Below are 22,171 nucleotides of genomic sequence, written 5' to 3'. Positions count from 1 at the left end.
ACATAACGGCATGACCGTTCCGACCCGTTCGGCGCCTGCTGCGCCACCTCCCGTTCCCGCGCCGCTCGCGCGTGCGCACGCACGCTACTGGCGCTTCAACGTCGCGCTGATCGCGGTGCTGATGGTGATCGGTTTCGCGGTGTCGTTCATCGTGCCGTTCTTCGGGCCCGCGCTCGCCGGGGTTCGCTTCGCCGGCTTCAGCCTGCCGTTCTATGTCGGCGCACAGGGCGCGATTCTCGTGTACCTCGTGCTGATCGTCGTCTACATCGGGCTGATGCAGCGCGCGGACCGCACGCTGCGCCGCGCGTACGACGAGCATGCGGCGCGCGCCGGCCATGCGAACGGCGGGCGCTGATTCATGCTGACACATCGACTGATACGCGCGTACGCGCTCTATACGCTCGGGTTTCTCGGTTTCGTGCTGCTGATGTGGCGGATCGAGCGCGCGACGGGCTCGGGCGTGTGGATCGGCTACGTGTTCCTGTTCGTGCCGATCGCCGTGTACGCGGTGATCGGCTTGTTGTCGCGCACGTCCGATCTCGTCGAGTACTACGTGGCCGGGCGGCGCGTACCGTCCGCGTTCAACGGGATGGCGACGGCGGCCGACTGGCTGTCGGCCGCGTCGTTCATCGGTCTGGCCGGCTCGCTCTACGCGACCGGTTACGACGCGCTCGCGTACGTGATGGGCTGGACGGGCGGGTTCTGCCTCGTCGCGTTCCTGCTCGCGCCGTATGTGCGCAAGCTCGCGCGCTACACGATTCCCGATTTTCTTGGCACGCGCTTTTCGAGCACGGCCGTGCGCGCGCTCGCGGCCGGCGCGGCGATCCTGTGTTCGTTCGTGTACCTGGTCGCGCAGATCCAGGGGATCGGCCTGATCGCGACGCGCTTCATCGGGGTCGATTTCGCGATCGGCATCTTCTGCGGGCTCGCGGGCATTCTCGTGTGCTCGTTTCTCGGCGGGATGCGCGCGGTCACGTGGACCCAGGTCGCGCAGTACATCATCCTGATCGGCGCGATCCTGATTCCGGTGTCGCTGATCGCGATGAAGAACGGGCTCGGCCCCGTGCCGCAGTTCAATTACGGCAAGCTGATGGAGCGCGTCGCGGCGCGCGAGGCGCAGGTGCGCGACGCGCGTGACGAGCAGCAGGTGCGCGATGCATACCGCCGGCAAGCCGCGGACATCCAGACGCGGCTCGACCGGTTGCCGGCGTCCTATGCGGACGCGCGCCGTCATCTCGTCGACCAGCTTGCGGACCTGCGGCGCCACAACGGGCCGCTGCGCGAGATCAGCCGGCGCGAGCGCGAGCTGGCCGATTTCCCGCGCGATCCGGCGGCGGCGCGCGTGGCGTGGACGCAGGCGCGTGACGACCTGCTCGCGCGTGCCGAGCCGCCCGTGCCGATGCACGAGCCGTTTCCGGCCGCGAGCGAAGACGAACGCAAGCCGCGCGAGCGGAATTTCCTCGCGCTGCTGCTGTGCCTGTCGCTCGGTACGGCGAGCCTGCCGCACATCCTGACGCGCTACAACACGACCACGTCCGTTGCGTCGGCACGGCGCTCGGTCGGCTGGACGCTGTTCTTCATCGCGCTGTTCTACCTGAGCGTGCCGGTGCTCGCGGTGCTGATCAAGTACGAGCTCCTCGCGAATCTCGTCGGGCGGCCGTTCGCCGAATTGCCGGGGTGGGTCACGCAGTGGCATCACTTCGAGCCCGACCTGATCAGCGTCGTCGAGGTGATTCGCGACGGCATCGTGCACTGGTCGGAAATCCAGATGCAGCCGGACATGGTCGTGCTGGCCGCGCCGGAAATCGCGGGGCTGCCGTACGTGGTGTCGGGGCTGATCGCGGCCGGTGCGCTGGCCGCGGCGCTGTCGACCGCGGACGGGCTGCTGCTGACGATCGCGAATGCACTGTCGCACGACGTCTACTACTGCATGGTGGCGCCCGATGCGTCGAGCCAGCGGCGCGTGACGATCTCGAAGGTGCTGCTGCTCGGGGTGGCGCTGTTCGCGTCGTATGTCGCGTCGCTCAATACCGGGAAGATCCTGTTTCTGGTCGGCGCCGCGTTTTCGCTCGCGGCGTCGAGCTTCTTTCCGGTGCTGGTGCTGGGGGTGTTCTGGAAGCGCACGACGACGCGTGGCGCGATTGCGGGGATGGTGACGGGGTTGGCGGTGTGCGTGTACTACATCGTGTCGACTTATCCGTTCTTCACGCAACTGACCGGGTTCGCCGGGCGCACGTGGTTCGGGATCGAGCCGATCAGTTCAGGCGTGTTCGGGGTGCCGGCGGGGTTTGCGGTGGCGATCGTGGTCAGTCTGTGCGACAGGCGGCCGGATGAGTATACGCGGGCGTTGGTGGATTACATTCGGCATCCGTGAGGGGGCGGGGCGATGTATGGCGTGTCGGCGGTCCCAAAATGAAAAGCCCCTGATTCCTAGGGAAGTCAGGGGCCTCACGTATTCTGGCGGAGAGAGGGGGATTCGAACCCCCGATAGGCGATTAACCTATACACGCTTTCCAGGCGTGCGACTTAAACCACTCATCCATCTCTCCGGAAGACCGAGAGTATAGCAAACTCTGGCGGCAGCCCGCCACTCCCTTCCTCGCCCGTCGGAAAATCGTCGATCCATACCGAGCGCGCGACGCCCTGCGTCAGATCGTGACGACCCGTACGACCCGTTCGCTACATCGGACACGGAACGTCCCGGTTCGAAAGAATGTGAACTGTAGAGTCCGTTCGGACGCTTCGCAAAAAGGATTCTAAATCCTGTCAAAAAGCCGTCACCAAGCCGACAAATTTGTTATGCTCGCCGAAAATCAGACGGGCGGCACTCCCAGGACGGACCAGCGGGCGTGATTGCTTGCCGAATAACGAAGTCAAACAAAATCCTGAGAGTCACGCTGTGAATACAGCCGAATTGCTGCGCACGTTTGCGTCCGGGGTGGTCGATCAGAACAATCGGCCGGTTCGCATGAACTGGGGGGCCGCCCAGAAAACGCTCGAGCAGGTGCTTGCGCTCCAGTATGCCGATATCCGCGAAGGGTTGATGACGGGCATCGAGGGGCATCTGACCTGCGTGTCAGCGCGGGCCGATCTTCCGATCCGCGGCTTCATCGGGCTGCCGGTCTCCGTCGAGATGACGACCGATCGCGGGCGTCTCCATACCATCAACGGCATTGTCACCGACGTTCGCACCGGCCAATCGGACGGTTCACTGACCTGCTACCAGCTGACGATTCGCGACGTGCTGTCCGTGATGGAGCGGCGCACCAATTCGCGGTTGTTTCGGTCCAAGAGCCTCCCCGACATCCTGGGTGTGCTGCTTCAGGAATGGCGGCAGCGCAGCTCGGCGCTCGCGGGCGCATTCGAATTCGATCTGTCCGGTCTGCAAGCCGAGCGTTACCCCGCGCGGGAACTCACGCGGCAGGTCAACGAGTCGGACGCGCATTTCATTCGGCGCCTGTTGCGACGGGAGGGAGCGACCGTATTCGTCAAGGCGGGCAAGGCCGGTGAGCGGGCGAGCGGCAATGCGCACGACACGCCGGTGCATACGCTCGTCTTTGCCGACGACTCGATGAAGTTGCCGCAGACGGCCGCCGGCACCATCCGCTACCACCGTGACGCCGCCACCGAAGAGCGCGACTCGATCACGCTGTGGGCGACGAGCCGCCGGTTGATTCCGGGCAAGATCGTCCGGCCGACGTGGGACTACAAGAGCGGCCGGATGTCCCAAACCGAGCAGGCGACGATCGTCGATCAGGGCGACAGTGGCAACGACCTCGGGCATTTGCTGGCCGACGTCGTGATCGATATCCCGCACGCCGGGGATTCGTCGTCCGATCTCGACCGGATCGGCAAGGACCGGATGCTGGCGCATGAACTGCGCGCCGAATCCGTCGACGGCGTGAGCAACGTGCGTGATCTGGCCGTCGGTCACTGGTTTGCGCTCGCGGAGCATCCGCAACTCGACACGTTGCCGGCCGAACAGCGGCAGTTTGTCGTCACGTCGCTTCATCATTGCGTGCGAAACAACCTGCCGAAGGAACTGAACGGGCGCGCGCAATCGCTGTTCGCCGCAAGCCGCGTGCTGTTCAACGCGGTGCCGACCGACGTGAGCGGCAAGCCGGGCGACGAAAGCGACAGGCGCTACGAGAACACGTTCTCGTGCGTGCGGCGCGGCGTGCCGCTGACGCCTGCCTACGATCCGCACGTCGACCTGCCGCCCGTGCATCCGATGACGGCCGTCGTCGTCGGGCCGGAGGGCGAGGAGGTGTTCTGCGATGAAATGGGCCGCATCCGGGTGCGGATCCAGGGGCTGAGCGCGGACGATCATGCGCACGCGCAGGGGGCCGGCACGAGTGGCACGCCGTCCGACAGCGCACCGGTGCGCGTCGCCTGCGCGCTCGCCGGGCCGAATTTCGGCGCGAATACGTTGCCGCGCGTCGGCATGGAAGTGCTGATCGGCCATATCGGCGGCGATCCGGACCGGCTCGTCGTGATGGGTGTGCTGGCCAATGGGCCGAACATGCCGGCGACCTTCAGTCATACCGGCGCGCTGCCGGGCAACCGCTATCTTTCCGGCACGAAGACGAAGGAAATCAAGGGGCAGCGGTACAACCAGATCCGCTTCGACGATACGCCCGGGCAGATCAGCAGCCAGTTGGCGAGCGAGCATGCGTACAGTCAGCTGAACCTCGGCTATCTGACGCAGCCGCGCGACAACGGGCAGGGGGCGGCGCGCGGCGAAGGCGCGGAATTGCGCAGCGATGCGCACGTCGCGATTCGAAGCGGCAAGGCGATGCTGATTTCGGCCTGGGAGCGGCTGCGCGCCAGTGACGGCCACCTCGCGCGGGACGAGTATCTGCAGCTGATGCAGGAATGCGTCGAGCTGTTCAAGAGTCTCGGCGACTATGCGGGCCAGCATCAGGGCGTCGCGCCCGACACGCAGCCGCACGATGCACTCGTGACCACGGTGAAAGGCTGGCCGAATGGCGAGGCGTCCGGCGGCGGTGAGTCGTCAGGCGCGCCGATGGCCGCGATCGGCATCACCGCACCGGCAGGCATCAGCATGGCGACGCCGAAGACCGTGACGACCCATGCGGGCGGCAACGTCGATGTCGTCGCGCAGAACCACCTGCAGTACACGAGCGGGCAGCGGATCAACCTGCAGGCCGGGCACGGTGTCGCGATGTTTGCGCACAGCGAAGGCGTATCGGCAATCGCCAACCAGGGGAAAGTTGCGCTGCAGAGCCAGAACGACGACACGCAGATCGATTCGGCGAAGAACATCCAGATGACGGCGGGCGGCGGCAAGCTCGCGGGCATGGCCAGCGAGCAGGTCGTGTTCGTGACGTCGGGCGGCGCGTATCTGAAGCTGCATGGCGGCGATATCGAGCTCGGGTGCCCGGGGAGTTTCACCGTCAAGTCCGCGTCGCATACGTGGGCCGGGCCGGCGAGCATGAGCGCCGACTTTCCGAAGTTCGACCAAGGCTCGCTGGGGCGCGTGCCGAAGCTGGTACGCGCCACGGACGGGCAGCCGGTCGAGGGCATGGAAGCCGAGGTGCGAAAGGCGTCGGGCGAATTGATCAAGGGGAAGACCGACGCGCAAGGCAAGCTGGCGCCGGTCAGCAGCGATCAGTTCGAACAATTGGCGGTTCGCTTTTTCAAGTCCAGAACCTGAGCTGAGTCTTCAAGAAAAACAACATGTTCAACTACAACTTTGCGCAGAACCCGGGCGGGCAACCGTCGACGGACGACCCGTCGCAGACTTCGGTGGGCGGTGGACTGGGGACGACACTGTTCAACCGCAACGACCTCGAGTGCGTGATGCAGATGCCGTTGCCGGGCGTCGTCATTTTCGTGCACGGGGTGAATTCGGAAGGGGAATGGTTCAAGGACGCCGAGAAAGGGTTGTGTGCCGGATTGAACCGGCGCATGGGGCGTTATGACGATCAACTGTTCCATTGGGGGCCGGTGGCCGGGCAGATGACGCCGGTCAGCTATATCGAAAGCCTGACGCCAGACGGTTTCCTGAATCCGGACATGTCGTCGAAGACGTACATCAAGCCCGATCCGTCCTTTTCGCCCGTCATCCACTTTCGGTGGGGCTACGCCGCGAACGCGGAGGAGCTGAAGGAGTATGGCGACAAGATTATGCTCAACGAAAAGAATTACTGGGGCGGTGGCCCGTTCGCGGGCGGGTGTACGAGTCTGCCGGATCTGTGGAACGACGGGTTGAACGATCGGCTTTTTCTGTGGCTGACCGTCCAGCACATGAATGGCATCGGCAATCGAAAAATCTACTCCACGCCACCGCGCACTTACGGTGTACTTGGCGCACTGCGGCTTGCACGCCTGGTCGAATCGATCCGCAAGCGACAGGCCGACGCGCCGATCACGATCGTGTGCCACAGTCAGGGAAACATGATCGGTCTCGCCGCAGCGTTTCTCGGTGACCGGTTGCCCGAGGTGACGGATCAGTGGGGCAAGAAAGGGCGCTGCGTCGCCGATACCTATGTTCTCGCCAATCCCCCGTACAGTCTCGTCGAGGCCAACATGACCGACTCGTGGGCCCAGCGCGGGGTGCGCGACAAGAACGGGCACGTGGGGCGCGAGACCTATGTCGCGCGCAAGGAAACGCTGAGGGAGTACTTCGATATCCTGCGTGCCAGGGCCGAGCTCGAGATGCCTGCGGAGGATCTCGATCGCGCAATGGAAAACGCAAGACCGTCGAAGAACGGCGGCAAACCGTATAGTGCAGCCAAGGACCGCGAGGCGCACGGGTTGTACCAGAAAAACACGTACGGCAGAGTGACGCTGTATTGTTGCCCGCACGATCAGGTCATTTCGGCCTTGACCGTTCAGGGAATCGGCTGGCGCGGGATGAGTGTCGACGAGATCAGTGCGACCAACGGGTGGGGTGTTTTCTCGCAGCGCGTGTTCGCGTCGAATTTCGAGGTGGGCGGAGAGAACAAGCTCTATCGGTATTGGCAGGATGACTGGCGCAAGGACAAGAACCAGAAGGAAGGTTTCTGGTATCCGCCGTCACCACCTGCACGGTATGGTCTTGGACGAGGCACGCATTCCAATAAATCGTGGATCGCGAAGTTTTTCACGATTGCAACGAGCCCGGCCCTCTACCTGTTCAATTTGACGGACATGGCGGTCAATGCCGATCCGCCGAAAGACTGGGAAATCCCGATTACGGCACCGATGCTCGACAAGGAGACCCGCTTCCTTCCGCAGGCGTTGCGCTACGACAAACCGTCGGGCGCTTGCGATGCGCAGGGGAAACCGATTGAGGAAGGGCGCTTCAACGAGAGTTACGATCCGCCGTCGGCTGCGCGCGATGCCAAGAAGGAGAGCAAGCGCGATGACGATCCGTACGACAACTTCGACGCGAAGTCGGAAAAATTCAAGACTGAGGGTGATGCGCTGAAAGCACAGGGCGATGCGGCGTCCGAGGCTGCGCAGCGGTATGAGGATCATTCGATTCTTCGCATGGAAGCGCGGAGATCCGGAAATCGTCGCTGGGTCGACGAGATCGGAACCGTGGTCGGGGAGGACAATCCGGAGTCAGCGAGTGCTGACTATACGGAATGGCGGAACAAGGAGATATTTCAGATTCTGAACGGCGGGGACAAGAATAACCCCACCAACCATTCGACCATCATGACCAACAAGGACCATGCTGAAAAGGCGTTGGCTTATGATGTTGCAATTGGGCTTTGCTATCTGACTGAAGATGATTTGACATATCTCAGAACTCAAGCTGATTGGAGGTTTGCCAGTGATTCCAGGAAGGGTGATCCTAATTTCAATTTGATGGATTATATAAATACTGGAAAGCATGGCGATTTGTTTTTGCCTGATTGGGTGAAAAAAGACGAAAATGCCAAGATGCCAGGGAAAATATACGATGAGCGAGATGGTGGATTTTTCCTGAAGCTGGGAGGTGTATTGTGAAGGCGGTCATTTCTACCTGGCCGCGCCGAGTCGGGATTGCAAGTCTTGCGTTGTTTTTTGCTTTAGGGGCATCATTTTTGATATTGATTTCGTCGGGAAAGTCGACGGGAGAGTTATTGAGTATGGGTAATCTGATGAGACGATTGGTGCTGGTCCCTGGGCTCGTGGCAATCATGGTATTTGCGTTCGCAACGGTGATTGCAACCCCTCGCGCGGTGGCGGCCTCGTCGACCGATAAGGCAGTCGCCATAGCTGGGGCCAGTTCATCCAAACCTTTCATTGCTCAAGTTGTAGGGCTTGGATGGATGAATCCCCTTCAACGCAGAGACTACCCTACTGAGTGGCAAATATTGTGGACACTTGGTCTAGTCAAGCCAAATGTCAACGACGATATGGTTCGGACAAACCCGAAGAAGTATTCGACGTTACAGGCAATTTCCATTGTCGCCGATGGTAATCGAGGTAGCGAATCTTTTTCCGGATTTTACGAGAAATATGTTGATAAATTGTTGTTGCTGTTCCGGGTTCCGTATTTTACTAATGAAGATTATTTTTATACCGTCAGTGCGGATGATAAAGGGAAGTGGCGAGAGTTGGCGGGTGTGCACGTCGAACTGGCTATTCCTTCTGGTCGAATTGAGCCTGCATCGGCTGCGTCATATCTGCGCAATCGCATTGTCAATATATTCGAAATCGGCAATCCATCCGCAAAAAATCTATGGAGCCGCGATACACCGCCTGATGTGCACGTGACGACGGGCCACGGCAATGCCGGCTTCGCATCGCTGGACGCAGCGCTGGACTATCTGGCTACGCATCCGGACAAGAGTGCATGGGTGATGAACTGGGACGCGCCGAGCTTTCCGCCGAACGACGAACAGATCAACGAGAACATGGTGGTGCTGTTCCTCGCGGGCCCCGACTTGAAGACCGAGCGTGAGCCGCTGGCCTGGATCGGCAAGGCTGCTCGAAGCAACGTCAAGGATTTTGAGGCCAAGCAGGGCGCGAGCCGCGCGGTGCAGGCATGGAAGTCGACGATCGATATGGCGGCGAGTAATGCAGGCGTGCCGGTGTCGTCGTTGAATTACATCGTGCACGACGCGGGCAAGGGCAGCGATGCTGCATCGACGAGAATTGCGTCGCTGTCGCAGACCCTGACGGAAGTCCTGCCGGAATACGATTTCCGTACGCAGACCTTCAATACATCGGCGTTGCTCGGTGACATGGGCGCCGGCGCGGCGCTGACCGATGTGGTGCTGGCGATCGGCCGAGCGAATCACCTCGGTGGAAATGTGCTCGTAGCAGGAACGACCGACACCGAGCATCCGACGGCGATGGTGGTGATTGCACCGTCGAAACTGACGCCAATCGACGCAAGTAAGAACTGGTTTCGTGCACGCGGCGGAAACAACGCCTATCTGCCTTGGTGGGGGCGTCGTCACGATGCGAGCCCGACGGCCCAAGGCTATTCAAAGTAAGGAACACGCATGCGCGGAATCATCCGGGTCGGCGACGCAACGAGCCACGGCGGTCAGGTCGTGACCGGCAGCGCGGTCAGCGAAGTGATGGGGCGGCCGGTCGCGCGGCTCGGTGATACGTGTGTCTGCCCGATCACGGGCCATCAGGCCTGCTTTATCGCCGAAGGCGATCCGCAGGTCATCGTCGACGGGAAGCCGGCCGCATTCGATGGTCACAAGACATCTTGCGGCGCGACGCTGATTTCGAGTCTGGCGTCGTCCGGACGGGAATGAATTATCGGACCGGCGCTCGGGATTGGTCGGTTCGATCGGGAATATTCATGCACTGTTTCACGCTTGCCAGACGCATCGGGTGCGTCTCGATCCTCGTGGCGACACTCGTGTCGGGTTCGCCGTTGCGGGCCGAGACGAGCGCCACATCGGCGCAATCTGTCGAAGGTGCATCTGCCGCGCCATTTGTTGCTCAAGTTGTCGGACTCGAATGGCTCAATCCACTGCAGCGTCGTGACTATCCGACCGAGTGGCAATTGCTGTGGACGCTCGGGTTGGTGAAACCGAACGCCAACGACGACATGGTGCGGACAAACCCCAAAAAATACTCGACCTTGCAGGCGGTTTCCATCGTCGCGGACGGGCGGTGGGGGCGCGAGTCGTTCGTAGGTTTCTACAAGAAATATATTCGCGAACTTCTTGTGTTGTTTCGGACGCGCTACGTGATGAACCCCGATTATTTTTACACCATCGGCTCGAAGTACAAGCGGGAGTGGCGTGAACTGGCCGGGGTGCGTGTCGAACTCGCACTTCCTGCCGGCCGTCTCGATCCTGAAGCTGCCGGCGCGTTCTTGCGCGACGAAATGGTAAATGCGTACGAAATCGGCAACCCTTCCGCAAAAAATCTGTGGAGCAGCGATACGCCGCCCGACGTGCGCGTGACGTCGGGCCACGGCAATGCCGGCTTCGCGTCGCTGAACGCCGCGCTGGACTACCTGGCCGCGCATCCCGACAAAAGCGTGTGGGTGATGAACTGGGACGCGCCAAGCTTTCCTCCGCAGGACGAACAGATCAACGAGAACATGGTGGTGCTGTTCCTCGCCGGCCCGGCTCTGAAGACCGAGCGCGAACCGCTGGCATGGATCGGCAAGGCAGCGCAAGGCAACGTCGAGGGTTTCGACGCGAAGCAGGGCGGCAGCCGGGGAGGGCAGGCATGGAAGTCGACGATCGATGCGGCGGCACGCAATGCGGGCGTCGCTGTCTCGTCGCTGAACTACGTTATTCACGATGCGGGCAAGGGCAGCGCTGCCGCGTCGGCAAGGGCCGCGTCGCTTTCGCAAGGGCTCGCGCAAACCGTGCCGGAAAGCGACCTCCGCGACGCGACCTTCAACACGTCGGCACTGCTCGGTGACATGGGCGCCGGCGCGGCGCTGACCGATGTGGCGTTGGCGATCGGCCGCGCAAACCATCTCGGCGGAAACGTGCTCGTGGCGGGGACGACCGACGCCGAGCGTCCGACGGCCGTGGTGGTGGTTGCGCCGTCGAAGCTGACACCGATCGATCCCGGCAAGGACTGGTTCCGCGCACGCGGGGAGAACAACGCGTACTTGCCGTGGTGGGGCCGCCGTCACGATGCGCGCCCGGCGTCGCAAGGCTATTCGTACTAGGGCGCGACGCAAGGGCTCGCGTTAAGCGATCTGTAACAATCAGCGGAATGGCGAGCGCTTAATTCTTTCAAAATACTTTCCACTTCTCTTTGCCGACGTGCCCCGAGGAACCCGGATTCGTGCTCCATCAAGGCATTTGTCCTGACGTTGCCGGAGGCAGTGTCGGAATTTCCGCCGCATATATTACAAAAGGTATGGAAAATGAAAGATTGGCCCGGCTTGACGAGCCGCACCGCCGCCCATTATTGTCCGTCTGCCGTCCGTGAGAGAGCACGACGGCAACCACGGAAGCGCGCCTCGCGCGCACGACAACACGTAGCAAAAAGCAGAAAAGGAAACGGGGTAGCCACATGAAGCCGCTATTCGACGACAAGCAATCCGATGCGGTCAGCAATCGTCCTTCCACCCCGCCTTCGTCACCCGTCGCCGTGCTCGCCGCCGTCGCCAACGCTGCCCACGTCGTCGCGCCGGCAGCGCAGCCCACGGAACACGCGCGCCTGATCACCGTCGACGAGATCGACCAGCTCGGCGCGACGCAGGGCACGCGGATCGCCGCCTTCTCCCAGCAGATTCTCGCGAGCGTCCGGGCCTCGGACGCCGACCAGTTCGGCGACAAGCTCAACGAGCTGATTGCGACCGCGAAAGGGCTCGACCCGCGCGGCGCCGACAAGGGCGGGCTGCTCACGCAGGTCACGCGGCTGTTCCGCTCGACCAAGGAGAAGCTGCTGTCGCAATATGAATCGGTGAGCAAGCGGATGGACACGCTCGTCGTCGAGCTCGAAAACCATGCGCAGCGCCAGAAGGCCGGCATCGACGAGCTCGAGCGGATGTACAACGACAACTACGCGCTGCACCAGGAGCTCGCGCAGTCGAAGGCGCACGGCGAAACGGCGCTCGCGGCGCTGCGCGCGCATCTGGCGGCCGGCCAGCAGCCGGCGGACGACGCATTCGCCGCGCAGCGCCTGCTCGACGTGAAGCGCAAGGTCGACGCGCTCGAAAGCAAGCTCGACGATCTCGACCGCGCGATGCTGATGTCGAAGCAGCTCGCGCCGCAGATCCGGATGGAGCAGGACCAGAAACGCACGCTGACGTCGAAATTCATGACGATCAAGACCGTGCTGATCCCCGCGTGGACCAACGCATTTGCGCTCTACCTCGAACAGCTCAGCACGAAGCGCGCGGCGGCGCTCGCGAACGCGACGTACGACGCGGCCGACGAGGCGATCCGCGCGCAGGCCGACCTGAATCGCCAGAACGCGCAGGAAGTCGCGAAGCTCGGCCAGCGCCCGGTGATCTCGACCGACACGTTCGAATACGCGCAGCAGCAGCTGTTCGGCGCGTTCGACGACATCACGCAGATCATCGCCGACGGCCGCCGCCAGCGCGAGCAGGACGCGCCGCGCCTGCGCCAGCTCGAACAGGACCTGATCACCCGATTTGCTCCGAAGCAGAACTGACAACCAAGAAACCTGAGAGAACACCGCATGATTACGCTTGAGAAACGCGCGGCGAAGGTCGCGATCGTCCTCGAAAAACGTCAGATCCTGAAGCCGCCCGTCGTGCGCGTCGGCGCGGCGCTCGACATCTCGGGCTCCGCGAAGCCGCTGTACCAGTCGGGCGTGATCCAGGAGACGCACGACCGGATCCTCGGCATCGCGCTGAAGTTCGACGACAACGGCGAAGTCGATACGTGGACCTTCACCGAAGGCTACGACCGCCTGCCGACCGCGACGCCGGAGAACTACGGTTCGTACATTTCCGATCATGTGCTCAATGCGCGGATCGACAAGTGGGGCGGCACGCAGTACGCGCCGGTGATGAACGACATCGTCGACTTCTTCTTCCGCGCGCCGGAGCCGAAGCGCGAAGAAAAGCGCGGCTTCCTGAGTCGGCTGTTCGGCGGCGCGGACGATACGTCCGCACCGGCCGCTTCGGCGCCCGCTAACGGCCATCTGCCCGCTTGGGTGCTGTTCGTCACCGACGGCCAGAACCCGAAGAACGACCGCAAGCGCGTGCGCCAGCTGCTGGCCGACTCGCAGCATTTCCCGCTGTACTGGTCGCTCGTCGGCGTCGGCGATCCGAGCGAATTCGACTTCCTCGCTGAAGTCGCGAACGAAATGCCGAACGTTGGCTTCCTGCATCTCGAATCGCTCGACCTGAGCGACGAACAGATCTACGAACAGCTGATCACGCAGGAATTCTGCGACTGGGTGCGCGCGAAGTAAGCGTATCCCGCCTACCCATTTTTTGAACTCGATTACCCCATCATGTTGAAAGACTTCAAGATCCCGTTGTCGCTCACGGCGCTCGCGCTGATCGCGGCCTATCTCCTCGGCGGCGTGAAGGACATGCTGATCGTCGCGGTCCTGTGCGTGCTCGAAATTTCGCTGTCGCTCGACAACGCGGTCGTCAACGCGTCGGTGCTCAAGAACTGGTCGGAGAAGTGGCGCAACCGCTTCATGGTGTTCGGCTTGCCGGTCGCGGTGTTCGGCATGCGGCTCGTGTTCCCGCTGCTGATCGTCGCGGTGATCGGCCACATCGGCCTGTGGGACGCGCTGACGCTCGCGATCGAATCGCCGGACAAGTACGCGGCGGTGCTGACGTCCGCGCATCACGAGGTGTCGGCGTTCGGCGGCGCGTTCCTGCTGATGGTGTTCTTCAAGTTCATGCTCGACACCGAGAAGGACGAACACTGGATCGGCTTGCTCGAAGGCCCGATGCGCCATCTCGGCCGCATCACCGCGCTGGAAGTGGCGCTGACGCTCGCGATCGTGATCATCGCGTCGTTCTACGTGCCGGCGGCCGAGCAGGTCAGCTTCCTGCTCGCGGGCGCGTTCGGCGTAATCGGCTTCGTGATCGCGCACGGCGTGGGTGACCTCGTCGGCGGCGAGGACACGGGCACGCGCGTGGTGCGCGAAGGCGTCGCGGGCTTCATGTATCTCGAAGTGCTCGATTCGTCGTTCAGCTTCGACGGCGTGATCGGCGCGTTCGCGCTGTCGAACAACATCTTCCTGATCGCACTCGGCCTCGGCGTCGGCGCGGCCTACATCCGGGAGATGACGCTCGTGCTGCTGAAGAAGGGCACGCTCGCGCAGTACCGCTTTCTCGAGCACGGCGCGTTCTGGGCGATCGGCGCGCTCGCGACGATCATGTTCCTGGGCGTGAAGTTCGAGGTGCCCGAAGTCGTCACGGGCCTGATCGGCGCGGCGATGATCGCCGCGGCCGTGTGGTCGTCGATCGTCGTGCAGCGCAGGGAAGACCGCGCCGCGGTGGCGGGCAAGTAAGCGCGTCGCGCGGCACGAAAACCATCAACGAAGGGGCCGCTCCATGCGGCCCGGCATCGCCGCCGGCGTAACGGCGGTTCCAGCAGAAGAGGTTCAGATGATCAATTTGTCGAAAGGCGGTCGCGTCAATCTGTCGAAGGAAGCGCCCGGCACGCAGAAATTCCGCATCGGTCTCGGTTGGGACGCGAACGCGACGGACACGGGCACGGATTTCGATCTCGACGTGTCGGTGTTCCTGTGCAAGTACGACGAGCAGAGCAATCCGAAGCTGATCTCGGATCAGCATTTCGTGTTCTACAACAGCGAAGTGCGCACGATGGAGCGCAAGGAAACCTTCATCCAGCCAGGCGACGATTTCCCGAAGCGCGGGATGCCTTCGTCGAAGTGCCTGGGCGTCGTGCATAGCGGCGACAACCGCACGGGCAGCGGCAGCGGCGACGACGAAGTGATCTTCATCGACATGACCAAGCTCGCGGCCGATGTCGAGGAAATCTCCGTGGTCGTAACGATCGACCAGGCCGAAGCGCGCCGCCAGAATTTCGGGCAGGTCCGCAACAGCTATATCCAGATCGCCGACGAGGTGTCGGGTACGGTGATCGCGAAATATGCGCTCGAGGAAGACTTCTCGATGGAGACGTCGGTGCAGGTCGGCAGCTTCTATCGTCGCGACGGCCACTTCATGTTCAAGGCGGTCGGCGCGGGCTACAACCGCGGCCTCGGCGATTTCGTCCGCGCATACGGTGGCGCGGTCTGACTGGCGGCGGCCCGGCGCGCGGCACGCCGCCGCGCCGGGCAGGAAGCAGCAATGACGAATCCGTCCGACGAGCCGAAGCGGCTCGAGTTCGATACGACGCCCGAGCCTACGCCCGGGCGTCTTGCGTTCGACGCACCGACGGCGGCCGGTGCGCCGGCGCGGCCCGCCCCGCGGGCGCTCGATCTCGGGCCGGCGCCCGCGTCCGATCGAGCCGTGCGTACGGCGCCGGCCGATGCGGTCGGCCGCGCGTTGTTCGGCGAATCGAACCATCCGCAGCTTGAAGCCTGTTTCCGCGCCGCACAGGCCAGCTTTCCGAATCTCTATCCCGACTACGCACCGCGCATCGAGCGGCATATCCGGCAACTGGTGCCGCTGAAGCTCGCGACGGTCGCGACGATCGGCGACGGCGCGCTGGAGACGGCCGGCAACCTCGTCGAAGCGGTCGCCGCGACGACGCGCGAATTCAACGAGCTCGGCGCGGCCGACATGATGGCCGGGATGCTCGCGCAGGCAACGCGCAAGGCCGGCATGTTCGAACGCTGGTTCGGCGGGGCGTCCAGCCATGTCGACTACCGCGCGGCGCTCGGCGCGCTGAAGCAGTCGCTCGGCTTTTTCCCGCGCCGTACCGAGGAACTCGCCGCGAAGGTTCGCCATGCGGAAGAGAACCTCGTGGTCGTGCTCGCGGCGCTGAGCGCGGTGTCGGACGTCGTGCGGGCGCCGGACGACGCGGGCGTCGAGCGCACGCTGTTCGATCGCCGCAACATCGTCGGGCAGGCCGTCCAGCAGATCCGGATGCAGCCGGCGCAACTGCGCGGGCTCGACGAGCGCGTGACCGATCTGCTGTCGCGCGCCGATCACCTGATGAACGTCGTGCTGCCGGCGGCGCTGGCCGCGCGGCCGCCGCGCTGAGGGAACGATGCGACCGCGCGCTTCGGTGCGCGTGGTCTCGTGTCGGGCGATACGGTTTCGCGCGGGGGGCCCCGACTCTGCTATCTTCCCGGCATCTCACCGCTTTCCCGCCGATTCCCCATGACCGACCGCATCGTCGCCGCCTTCGATTTCGACGGCACCATCACGACCACCGACAGCTTCCGCCATTTCGTCCGCCAGGCGGTCGGCACGCCGCGATTCGCGTGGGCCGGGCTGCGCGCGCTGCCGTGGATCTTCGCGATGAAGGCCGGGCTGCTGTCGCGCGGCGACGCGAAGGCGAAGTTCGCGTCGTTCGCGTTCGGGCCGATCCGCGAAGACGCGCTCGATGCACACGCGCGCACGTTCGTCGACAGTTATCTGCCGAGCCTCGTGCGTCCGGAAATGCTCGAACGCATTCGCGAACATCGCGCGCGCGGGCACGAAGTCGTGCTGGTCAGCGCGTCGCCGTCGCTGTATCTGGAGAAGTGGGCGAAGACGGCCGGCTTCGACGCGGTGCTTTCGACGCGGCTCGCGTTCGAGCGCGGTGTCTTCGCCGGGCGGCTCGACGGCGAGAACTGCTGGGGGCCGCAGAAGGTCGTGCGGTTGCGCGGATGGTGGGGCAACCGGCCGCCGAAGCAGTTGTTCGCGTACGGCGACAGCCGCGGCGACAAGGAAATGGCCGAGCTCGCGAACTGGTCGTGGATTCGCGGGCAGGGCGCGATGCCGCCGATCGGCGATTGACGAGGCGCTGACGCCGCGCGCCGCACGCGTTACGCGTTACGCGTCGGCCTGCGCGTCGCGCGTGCCGCGAGACGGACGATAGGCGCCCCAGCGATTCGCGCGGGCGAACGTGCCGACGTCGTTGAAGCGCACGCCGACTTCGCGCAGCGCCGCATGCGCGGTGCGCGCGGTCAGTTGCCGGATGTAGAACGGGTCGCGCACCACGAAGTGATGGATCGCATGCGTGCTGCCGAAATTGAAGCAGAACAACTGGAACGGCAGCATCCACCACGGGTTCAGCACCTGCGTCTGCTGGATCACGTTGCGCGAATCGATGTCGCCGAAGTAATGCATGTTCGAGCTGACGAAGTTGATGCAGAAGCTGCGCAGGAAGTTCGGCCCGAGCCACACCACCGCGAGGAAATCGACGACGCTCATCACGCGTTCGACGACGGCCGGCACCGTCGCCGCGTAGCCGAACCCATGCAGTGCGAACAGGCCGACGTGATAGACGATGAACGCGTGCCACAGCGTGTAGTACAGGTGACCGATCGGCATGTACGACGACAGCTGCTCGACGCGCAGTTGCAGGCGCTCGGACGGATCCTCCACCGGCTGCGCGGCCACGTACTGCTTCACCTTGCGACGCATCGCGGCCGGCCGCAGCACGACGGCGAGCATGCCGTCCGCGATCATCAGCGCGCGCTTCACGCCCCAGCGCTCGCCGTTGGTGATGCCGAATTCCTCGAGATCCGATTCGCCGCCCGATACCTTGTGGTGATGCAGGTGCATGCGCCGCCGCGTCCACGGGTTGATCGTGCCCGGCCGCGTGAGCCAGCACAGCGCCATCATCAGGTGATACGCCCACGGTGTCTTCTTGAAGTACATCAGGTGGATCAGGTCGTGCTCGAGCTCGTGGATCAACGACGTGACGAACGCGGCGAGCGGCAGCGCGACGTACCACGCGATCGCGCCGCGCGCATACAGCCACGCGATCGCGAGCATCGCGCCGACCGACACGGCCATCACGGTCGCGCCGACGAGGTTCTGGTTGTCGAGCAGCGGAAAGCGCGCGCGGATCGCGTCGCTCGCGGCGTTGACTTCGCGGCGGACGTACGCGACCTTGTCTGCGTCGTGGCGAAAGGCGGTTCGTGCAGGGTGGCTCATCGACCGGGATCCGTACGGAAGGAGTGGGGGCGCAATGCCGATGTGACAAGCATAGGCGCGTGCCGGAGCGCGTGCGAGGGCCGCTGGTGCCAATGGTGGTGTCATTTCGGGCCACGTTGGCCGGCGGGCACGCGCCCGAGCGGATGTCGTCGCGCTAGAGTGCCGACAAGGTGTCATGGCGGGCCAGCGACGCTACAATCCGCCGAAACCGCCCGGAGTGAGCCGCATGGTCCCGTCCGTTCCGGATGCCGCGCGCCAGTTGAACAAGGCGACGGTGTCGTCCGCGTATGCGCTGTTCATGCTGATGCTGGCCGAGGAGCGCGGCATCGACGGCGGCCGCATCCTCGCCGGCTCGGGCGTCGAGCGTGACCGGCTCGCGCAGCCCGATGCGCGCATCACGCCGCTGCAGCAGGCGGCGATCGTGTTCAACCTGCTCGACGCGACCGACGATCCGTCGATCGCGATCGAGATCGGGCTGCGCAGCAGCCTGACGAAAGCGGGGCTGATCGGCTTCGGGCTGATGAGCTGCGCGACGCTTGGCGAGGCGATCGCGCTCGGCATCCGTTACCTGCCGACGCGCGTGCCGTTCTTCTCGGTGCGGCTCGCGCAACTCGACGGCATCGTCGACATCGACGTGCGCGAAGCGTTTCCGCTCGGCCGGCTGCGCCAGTTCGCGGTGGAAAACTTTCTGGTCGAGACCGCGATCCTGTTCAATTCGCTGCTGTATCCGACGCCGGGGCGCACGCTGCAGTCGCGTGCCGAACTGCATTTCGAATGGCCGGAGCCGCCGTGGTTCGAGCGCTATCGCGCGCGCCTGCCGCGCTGCCATTTCGACGCGAGCGCGAACCGCATCCGCTGCGACGCCGCGCTGCTCGACGAGCCGATCGGCACCGCGAACGCGCAGACCGCGCAGATGATCGTCCAGCAGTGCGAGGCCGAACTCGCGCGGCTCGGCTACGCGGAAAGCATCGTCGAGCGCGTGCGCAACCTGCTGATCTGCGGCGAGGGCGGCTATCCGTCGGTCGACGATATCGCGCGCGAGCTGCATGTGTCGGCGCGCACGCTCAAGCGCAAGCTGGCCGAATACGGCGCGACCTACTCGGCGCTGCTCGACGAGATCCGGCTGCGCGACGCGTTGCGGCTGCTCGAAGGTACGCGGCTGCCGGTCGACGAGATCGCGGCGCGTGTGGGCTATACCGACCGCGCCAATTTCACGCGCGCGTTCAAGCGCTGGACGGGCGTGGCGCCAAGCGAGCGGCGCTGAACGCGCCGAACGGCGCACCCGCATCGGCGTGCCGGTTCCCGCGCGGGCGCGGATGCTTCTTCAAACCTTCAGACGTTCAGACGATCGCGATCCAGTTCGCGCCGCGGCCGCCCGGCACGCGCGCGTGCAGCGACAGCGTGCCGTCGTCCGGCGCGATCGCATACACCGCGACGTGTTCCGACTGTTCGCCGCAGGCGATGAGCCAGCGCCCCGACGGATCGATCGCGAACCCGCGCGGTTGCGTCTCCGTGGCCGTCGCCTGGGTGGGCACGAACGCGCCATCTTCGTTGCGGCGATAGCCGAGCAACTGGCTCGACGTGCGCTCGCTGACGTACGCGAAACGCTCGTCGGGCGTCAGGTGCAGATCGGCGGCCCACACGGACGGCTCGGTGGGGGCGGGCGGGCGCGCATGGCCCTGCGCGAGCGCGGCGACCGCCGGGTGGCGCGTGCCGACGTGCGAGTTGCCGAGCCGGCCGGTGTCGATGTCGCGCGCGAAGGTCGCAAGCGTCGCCTGGAATTCGCTGACGACGACCAGCGTGCGGCCGTCATCCGCGAACCGCAGGTGACGCGGGCCGAAGCCGGCGGGCACGCGCGTTTCGCCGTGTTCGACCGCGCGCAGGCCCGTGGCGTCTTCGACCAGCGCGAAACCGAACACGCGGTCCGAGCCGAGCGAGCTGACGTACGCGAAACGGTTGTCCGGCGACACGATCACCGCATGCGCGTTCGCGATGCCGCCGGCGACCTGCAGCGGCGTGCCGTCGCCGTCGCGCACGCGCGCGGCGTCGTAGACGCTCAGCGAATTCCCGCCGTACGACGCACCGAGCAGCCAGCGGCCGCTTTGATCGAGCGACAGGTACGCATGGCTCGCGTCGATCGCGGTCGTGCCGATGCGTGCGAGCGCGCCCGTGGCGGCGGCGACGCGGAACGCGACGATCGTCGGCTGCGCGCCGCGCGTCGCGACGTAGAGCCGCGTACGGTCGGCCTGCACCGCGATCGGCATCGCGGCGTCGGCCGCCGGATAGCGGGCGAGCGGCGCGAGCGTGCCGTCGCCGGCGAGGGAGAACGTGGCGAGGTCGCCGTCGACGGCATTCGAGACGACGACGGTCAGGCGGTCAGTGTTCGGCATGGCGGAGCATCGGGGCGTGCGTGAAGGATTCGTCGGCCGGCCGGCCGCGCGGCGGATCGCTGCGCCGGTGCGTGCGCGCGAACAGCGCGGCGACCGCGGCGACGAGCGAAGCGATCGCGAGCGCATACAGCCCGCCCGTGATCGAACCCGTATGTTGCTTCAGATAGCCGAAGGCCGTCGGCGCGACGAAGCCGCCGAGGTTGCCGACCGAGTTGATCAGCGCGATCACGGCCGCGGCCACGCGCGTGTCGAGATAGCCCTGCGGGATCGGCCAGAACAGCGACGCCGCTGCCTTGAAGCCGAGCGCGGCGAAGCAGACCGACGCGAACGACCACACCGGATTCGGCGACGTCGACGCGAACAGCCCGCACGCGGCGAGCACGAGCGCGAACGCGAGCCAGCGCTGCGGATGCTTCCACTTCGACGACAGCACCGCGAAGCCGTACATCGCGCCGATCGCGATCATCCACGGAATCGTGTTGTACAGGCCGACCTGGAAATCGGTGAGGCCGCCCATCTTGCGGATGATGGTGGGCAGCCAGAACGTGGCCGCGTAGATCGTCAACTGGATCGAGAAGTACAGGAAGCAGAACAGCATGATCTGCGGATCGCGCAGCAGCGCGGTGGCGCGCACCGGTACGTTCGAGCGAACGTCGCGCGTCGCGCGCTCCTCGTCCAGCGCGTTCTGGAGGGCGGTGCGTTCGTCGGCCGTGAGCCACGTCGCGTCGCGGATGTGCGATTTCAGCAGCAGCCAGCTCGCGCCGCACAGCGCAACCGAGAACAGCCCTTCGATCAGGAACATCCATTGCCAGCCCGCGAGGCCGAAGCCGCGGATCGACAGCAGGGCGCCGGTGACGGGCCCGGACAGCACCGACGCGAACGCGGAGCCGCCGAGGAAGATCGCCATCGCCTTGCCGCGCTCCTGCGGCGGCAGCCATTGCGACAGGTACAGCACGACGCCGGGGAAGAAGCCGGCCTCGGCCGCGCCGAGCAGGAAGCGCAGCGCGTAGAACGACGTGTCGTTCCACACGAACGCCATCGCGGCCGCGACGATGCCCCAGGTCGCCATGATCCGCGCGAGCCAGACGCGGGCGCCGTAGCGCTGCATCAGCAGATTCGACGGCACTTCGAACAGCGCGTAGCCGACGAAGAACAGGCCGGCGCCGAGCCCGTACGCGGCCGCGCCGATGCCGATCGACGCTTCGAGATGGCGATCGACGAAGCCGACGTTCACGCGGTCGATGTAGTTCGCGATGAACATGATCAGCACGAGCGGCAGCACGTGCCACTTCACTTTCGAGACGGCGGACGCGAGCGGATCGCGGCCGGGCAGGGCGGACGAGGGCGGGTTCAAGGGTGTCTCCGGTCGGGTGTCGGCGGGCGGAGCGGCAGCCCGCGGCGGCATCTGGGTGGCGGTTATGTAGTATGTCGTCGTATGACATGGTACGCCGGAGTGCCCTCGAACACGTCGCGGGTTTACCCGGGAATTTATCAAAAATTACCGAAATCTCGAGAGGGAAAGCGCCTGTCTTCACATCTGATGACGTATGACATAAGGCAACATTGCACCGATCGCTGCTTCAAGGTCGGGCCGGACTCGGCGCGAGGCTCGCCGTCGAGGCGGTGCGTGAGCGCACGGCGTGTGGCCGGCGCCGGCGGAGAAAACCGGCCTCGACGGGGCGACGTTAGATATTCACGCGCTCCGTACGGTGTGCCCATACAGGAAGTCGTGCCGCCGATGAAGCGGCAGCGGCGTGATCGCGACGATCGACACGCAGGCGACCCGCAAGCCGTTTACCGGGAGCGCGACTACGCTGTATCGAAAGGCGCGCTCGCGGTTGCGGCAAAA

17 protein-coding genes and 1 tRNA gene are annotated in these 22,171 nt (G+C 64.6%); 14 read left to right on the top strand and 4 right to left on the bottom strand.

Annotated features, from left to right (window positions below; all coding sequences use genetic code 11):
• Positions 1 to 10 precede the first annotated feature (10 nt).
• Both WS64_RS09935 and WS64_RS09930 read left to right on the top strand, forming a co-directional pair.
• Positions 11 to 355: a DUF4212 domain-containing protein gene (locus tag WS64_RS09935; RefSeq protein WP_060966372.1), complete on the top strand. Its 345-nt coding sequence runs from the start codon at positions 11 to 13 to the stop codon at positions 353 to 355.
• Between the two features lie 3 nt (positions 356 to 358).
• Positions 359 to 2,374, top strand: a complete 2,016-nt coding sequence (locus tag WS64_RS09930; protein WP_060966371.1) for a sodium:solute symporter family protein — start codon at positions 359 to 361, stop codon at positions 2,372 to 2,374.
• An 84-nt stretch (positions 2,375 to 2,458) separates the two neighbouring features.
• On the opposite strand, the gene WS64_RS09925 is transcribed toward WS64_RS09930, so the two are convergent.
• Positions 2,459 to 2,549 (bottom strand) — tRNA-Ser (locus WS64_RS09925).
• Positions 2,550 to 2,899: 350 nt separating this feature from the next.
• On the opposite strand from WS64_RS09925, the gene WS64_RS09920 reads away from it, so the two are divergent.
• From WS64_RS09920 to WS64_RS09870, 11 genes are all read left to right on the top strand, one after another.
• The gene (locus WS64_RS09920) at positions 2,900 to 5,677 is read left to right on the top strand and encodes a type VI secretion system Vgr family protein (RefSeq protein WP_060966370.1); all 2,778 of its coding nucleotides are present in this window, start codon (positions 2,900 to 2,902) and stop codon (positions 5,675 to 5,677) included.
• A gap of 23 nt (positions 5,678 to 5,700) precedes the next feature.
• Positions 5,701 to 7,962: a T6SS effector phospholipase Tle3 domain-containing protein gene (locus WS64_RS35205; RefSeq protein WP_060966369.1), complete on the top strand. Its 2,262-nt coding sequence runs from the start codon at positions 5,701 to 5,703 to the stop codon at positions 7,960 to 7,962.
• A complete protein-coding gene (locus tag WS64_RS09910) occupies positions 7,959 to 9,440 on the top strand; it encodes a cytochrome d ubiquinol oxidase subunit II (RefSeq protein ID WP_167351614.1) in 1,482 nt (493 codons plus the stop codon). Before WS64_RS35205 ends, WS64_RS09910 begins: the two co-directional genes overlap by 4 nt.
• 9 nt (positions 9,441 to 9,449) lie before the next feature.
• Positions 9,450 to 9,713 carry a PAAR domain-containing protein gene (locus WS64_RS09905; RefSeq protein WP_060966367.1) on the top strand — a complete coding sequence of 88 codons (264 nt, stop codon included), beginning with the start codon at positions 9,450 to 9,452 and terminating at the stop codon, positions 9,711 to 9,713.
• A gap of 47 nt (positions 9,714 to 9,760) precedes the next feature.
• Entirely contained in the window at positions 9,761 to 11,098 is a 1,338-nt protein-coding gene (locus WS64_RS09900; RefSeq protein ID WP_060966366.1) for a hypothetical protein, read from the top strand.
• Between the two features lie 350 nt (positions 11,099 to 11,448).
• Positions 11,449 to 12,555 (top strand): toxic anion resistance protein, encoded by a 1,107-nt coding sequence (locus WS64_RS09895; RefSeq protein ID WP_060966365.1) that lies wholly within the window; start codon positions 11,449 to 11,451, stop codon positions 12,553 to 12,555.
• Positions 12,556 to 12,582: 27 nt separating this feature from the next.
• Positions 12,583 to 13,323 (top strand): VWA domain-containing protein, encoded by a 741-nt coding sequence (locus tag WS64_RS09890; RefSeq protein WP_060314197.1) that lies wholly within the window; start codon positions 12,583 to 12,585, stop codon positions 13,321 to 13,323.
• 42 nt (positions 13,324 to 13,365) lie between these two features.
• The gene (locus WS64_RS09885; protein WP_060314194.1) at positions 13,366 to 14,382 is read left to right on the top strand and encodes a DUF475 domain-containing protein; all 1,017 of its coding nucleotides are present in this window, start codon (positions 13,366 to 13,368) and stop codon (positions 14,380 to 14,382) included.
• A gap of 97 nt (positions 14,383 to 14,479) precedes the next feature.
• Positions 14,480 to 15,136: a TerD family protein gene (locus tag WS64_RS09880; protein WP_060314191.1), complete on the top strand. Its 657-nt coding sequence runs from the start codon at positions 14,480 to 14,482 to the stop codon at positions 15,134 to 15,136.
• 51 nt (positions 15,137 to 15,187) lie between these two features.
• Positions 15,188 to 16,045 (top strand): hypothetical protein, encoded by an 858-nt coding sequence (locus WS64_RS09875; protein ID WP_060966364.1) that lies wholly within the window; start codon positions 15,188 to 15,190, stop codon positions 16,043 to 16,045.
• A 120-nt stretch (positions 16,046 to 16,165) separates the two neighbouring features.
• Positions 16,166 to 16,786, top strand: coding sequence for an HAD family hydrolase (locus WS64_RS09870; protein WP_060966363.1), 621 nt, complete (start codon positions 16,166 to 16,168; stop codon positions 16,784 to 16,786).
• Between the two features lie 36 nt (positions 16,787 to 16,822).
• Here the strand turns inward: WS64_RS09870 and WS64_RS09865 are convergent, their stop codons facing one another.
• Positions 16,823 to 17,932, bottom strand: a complete 1,110-nt coding sequence (locus WS64_RS09865; RefSeq protein WP_060966362.1) for a fatty acid desaturase — start codon at positions 17,930 to 17,932, stop codon at positions 16,823 to 16,825.
• Between the two features lie 226 nt (positions 17,933 to 18,158).
• Between WS64_RS09865 and WS64_RS09860 the strand changes: the two genes are divergently transcribed.
• Positions 18,159 to 19,196 (top strand): AraC family transcriptional regulator, encoded by a 1,038-nt coding sequence (locus WS64_RS09860; protein ID WP_059640038.1) that lies wholly within the window; start codon positions 18,159 to 18,161, stop codon positions 19,194 to 19,196.
• A 76-nt stretch (positions 19,197 to 19,272) separates the two neighbouring features.
• Here WS64_RS09860 and WS64_RS09855 read toward each other — a convergent pair whose 3' ends face one another.
• The gene (locus WS64_RS09855; protein ID WP_060966361.1) at positions 19,273 to 20,322 is read right to left on the bottom strand and encodes a lactonase family protein; all 1,050 of its coding nucleotides are present in this window, start codon (positions 20,320 to 20,322) and stop codon (positions 19,273 to 19,275) included.
• Complete coding sequence (locus WS64_RS09850) at positions 20,309 to 21,676, bottom strand: MFS transporter (RefSeq protein ID WP_060966360.1); 1,368 nt, start codon at positions 21,674 to 21,676, stop codon at positions 20,309 to 20,311. Before WS64_RS09850 ends, WS64_RS09855 begins: the two co-directional genes overlap by 14 nt.
• Positions 21,677 to 22,171 lie beyond the last annotated feature (495 nt).

This window comes from Burkholderia anthina (assembly GCF_001547525.1).
GTDB lineage: Bacteria > Pseudomonadota > Gammaproteobacteria > Burkholderiales > Burkholderiaceae > Burkholderia > Burkholderia semiarida.
The sequence above is the reverse complement of the archived record's forward strand: the minus strand, read 5'-3'. Positions and strand labels throughout refer to the sequence as shown.

Excerpts from the sequence above, each read along its gene's own strand:
- WS64_RS09935 (WP_060966372.1), top strand. The coding sequence starts at position 11 with ATGACCGTTCCGACCCGTTCGGCGCCTGCTGCGCCACCTCCCGTTCCC.
- WS64_RS09930 (WP_060966371.1), top strand. The coding sequence starts at position 359 with ATGCTGACACATCGACTGATACGCGCGTACGCGCTCTATACGCTCGGG.
- WS64_RS35205 (WP_060966369.1), top strand. The coding sequence starts at position 5,701 with ATGTTCAACTACAACTTTGCGCAGAACCCGGGCGGGCAACCGTCGACG.
- WS64_RS09905 (WP_060966367.1), top strand. The coding sequence starts at position 9,450 with ATGCGCGGAATCATCCGGGTCGGCGACGCAACGAGCCACGGCGGTCAG.
- WS64_RS09900 (WP_060966366.1), top strand. The coding sequence starts at position 9,761 with ATGCACTGTTTCACGCTTGCCAGACGCATCGGGTGCGTCTCGATCCTC.
- WS64_RS09895 (WP_060966365.1), top strand. The coding sequence starts at position 11,449 with ATGAAGCCGCTATTCGACGACAAGCAATCCGATGCGGTCAGCAATCGT.
- WS64_RS09890 (WP_060314197.1), top strand. The coding sequence starts at position 12,583 with ATGATTACGCTTGAGAAACGCGCGGCGAAGGTCGCGATCGTCCTCGAA.
- WS64_RS09885 (WP_060314194.1), top strand. The coding sequence starts at position 13,366 with ATGTTGAAAGACTTCAAGATCCCGTTGTCGCTCACGGCGCTCGCGCTG.
- WS64_RS09880 (WP_060314191.1), top strand. The coding sequence starts at position 14,480 with ATGATCAATTTGTCGAAAGGCGGTCGCGTCAATCTGTCGAAGGAAGCG.
- WS64_RS09875 (WP_060966364.1), top strand. The coding sequence starts at position 15,188 with ATGACGAATCCGTCCGACGAGCCGAAGCGGCTCGAGTTCGATACGACG.
- WS64_RS09870 (WP_060966363.1), top strand. The coding sequence starts at position 16,166 with ATGACCGACCGCATCGTCGCCGCCTTCGATTTCGACGGCACCATCACG.
- WS64_RS09865 (WP_060966362.1), bottom strand. The coding sequence starts at position 17,932 with ATGAGCCACCCTGCACGAACCGCCTTTCGCCACGACGCAGACAAGGTC.
- WS64_RS09860 (WP_059640038.1), top strand. The coding sequence starts at position 18,159 with ATGGTCCCGTCCGTTCCGGATGCCGCGCGCCAGTTGAACAAGGCGACG.
- WS64_RS09855 (WP_060966361.1), bottom strand. The coding sequence starts at position 20,322 with ATGCCGAACACTGACCGCCTGACCGTCGTCGTCTCGAATGCCGTCGAC.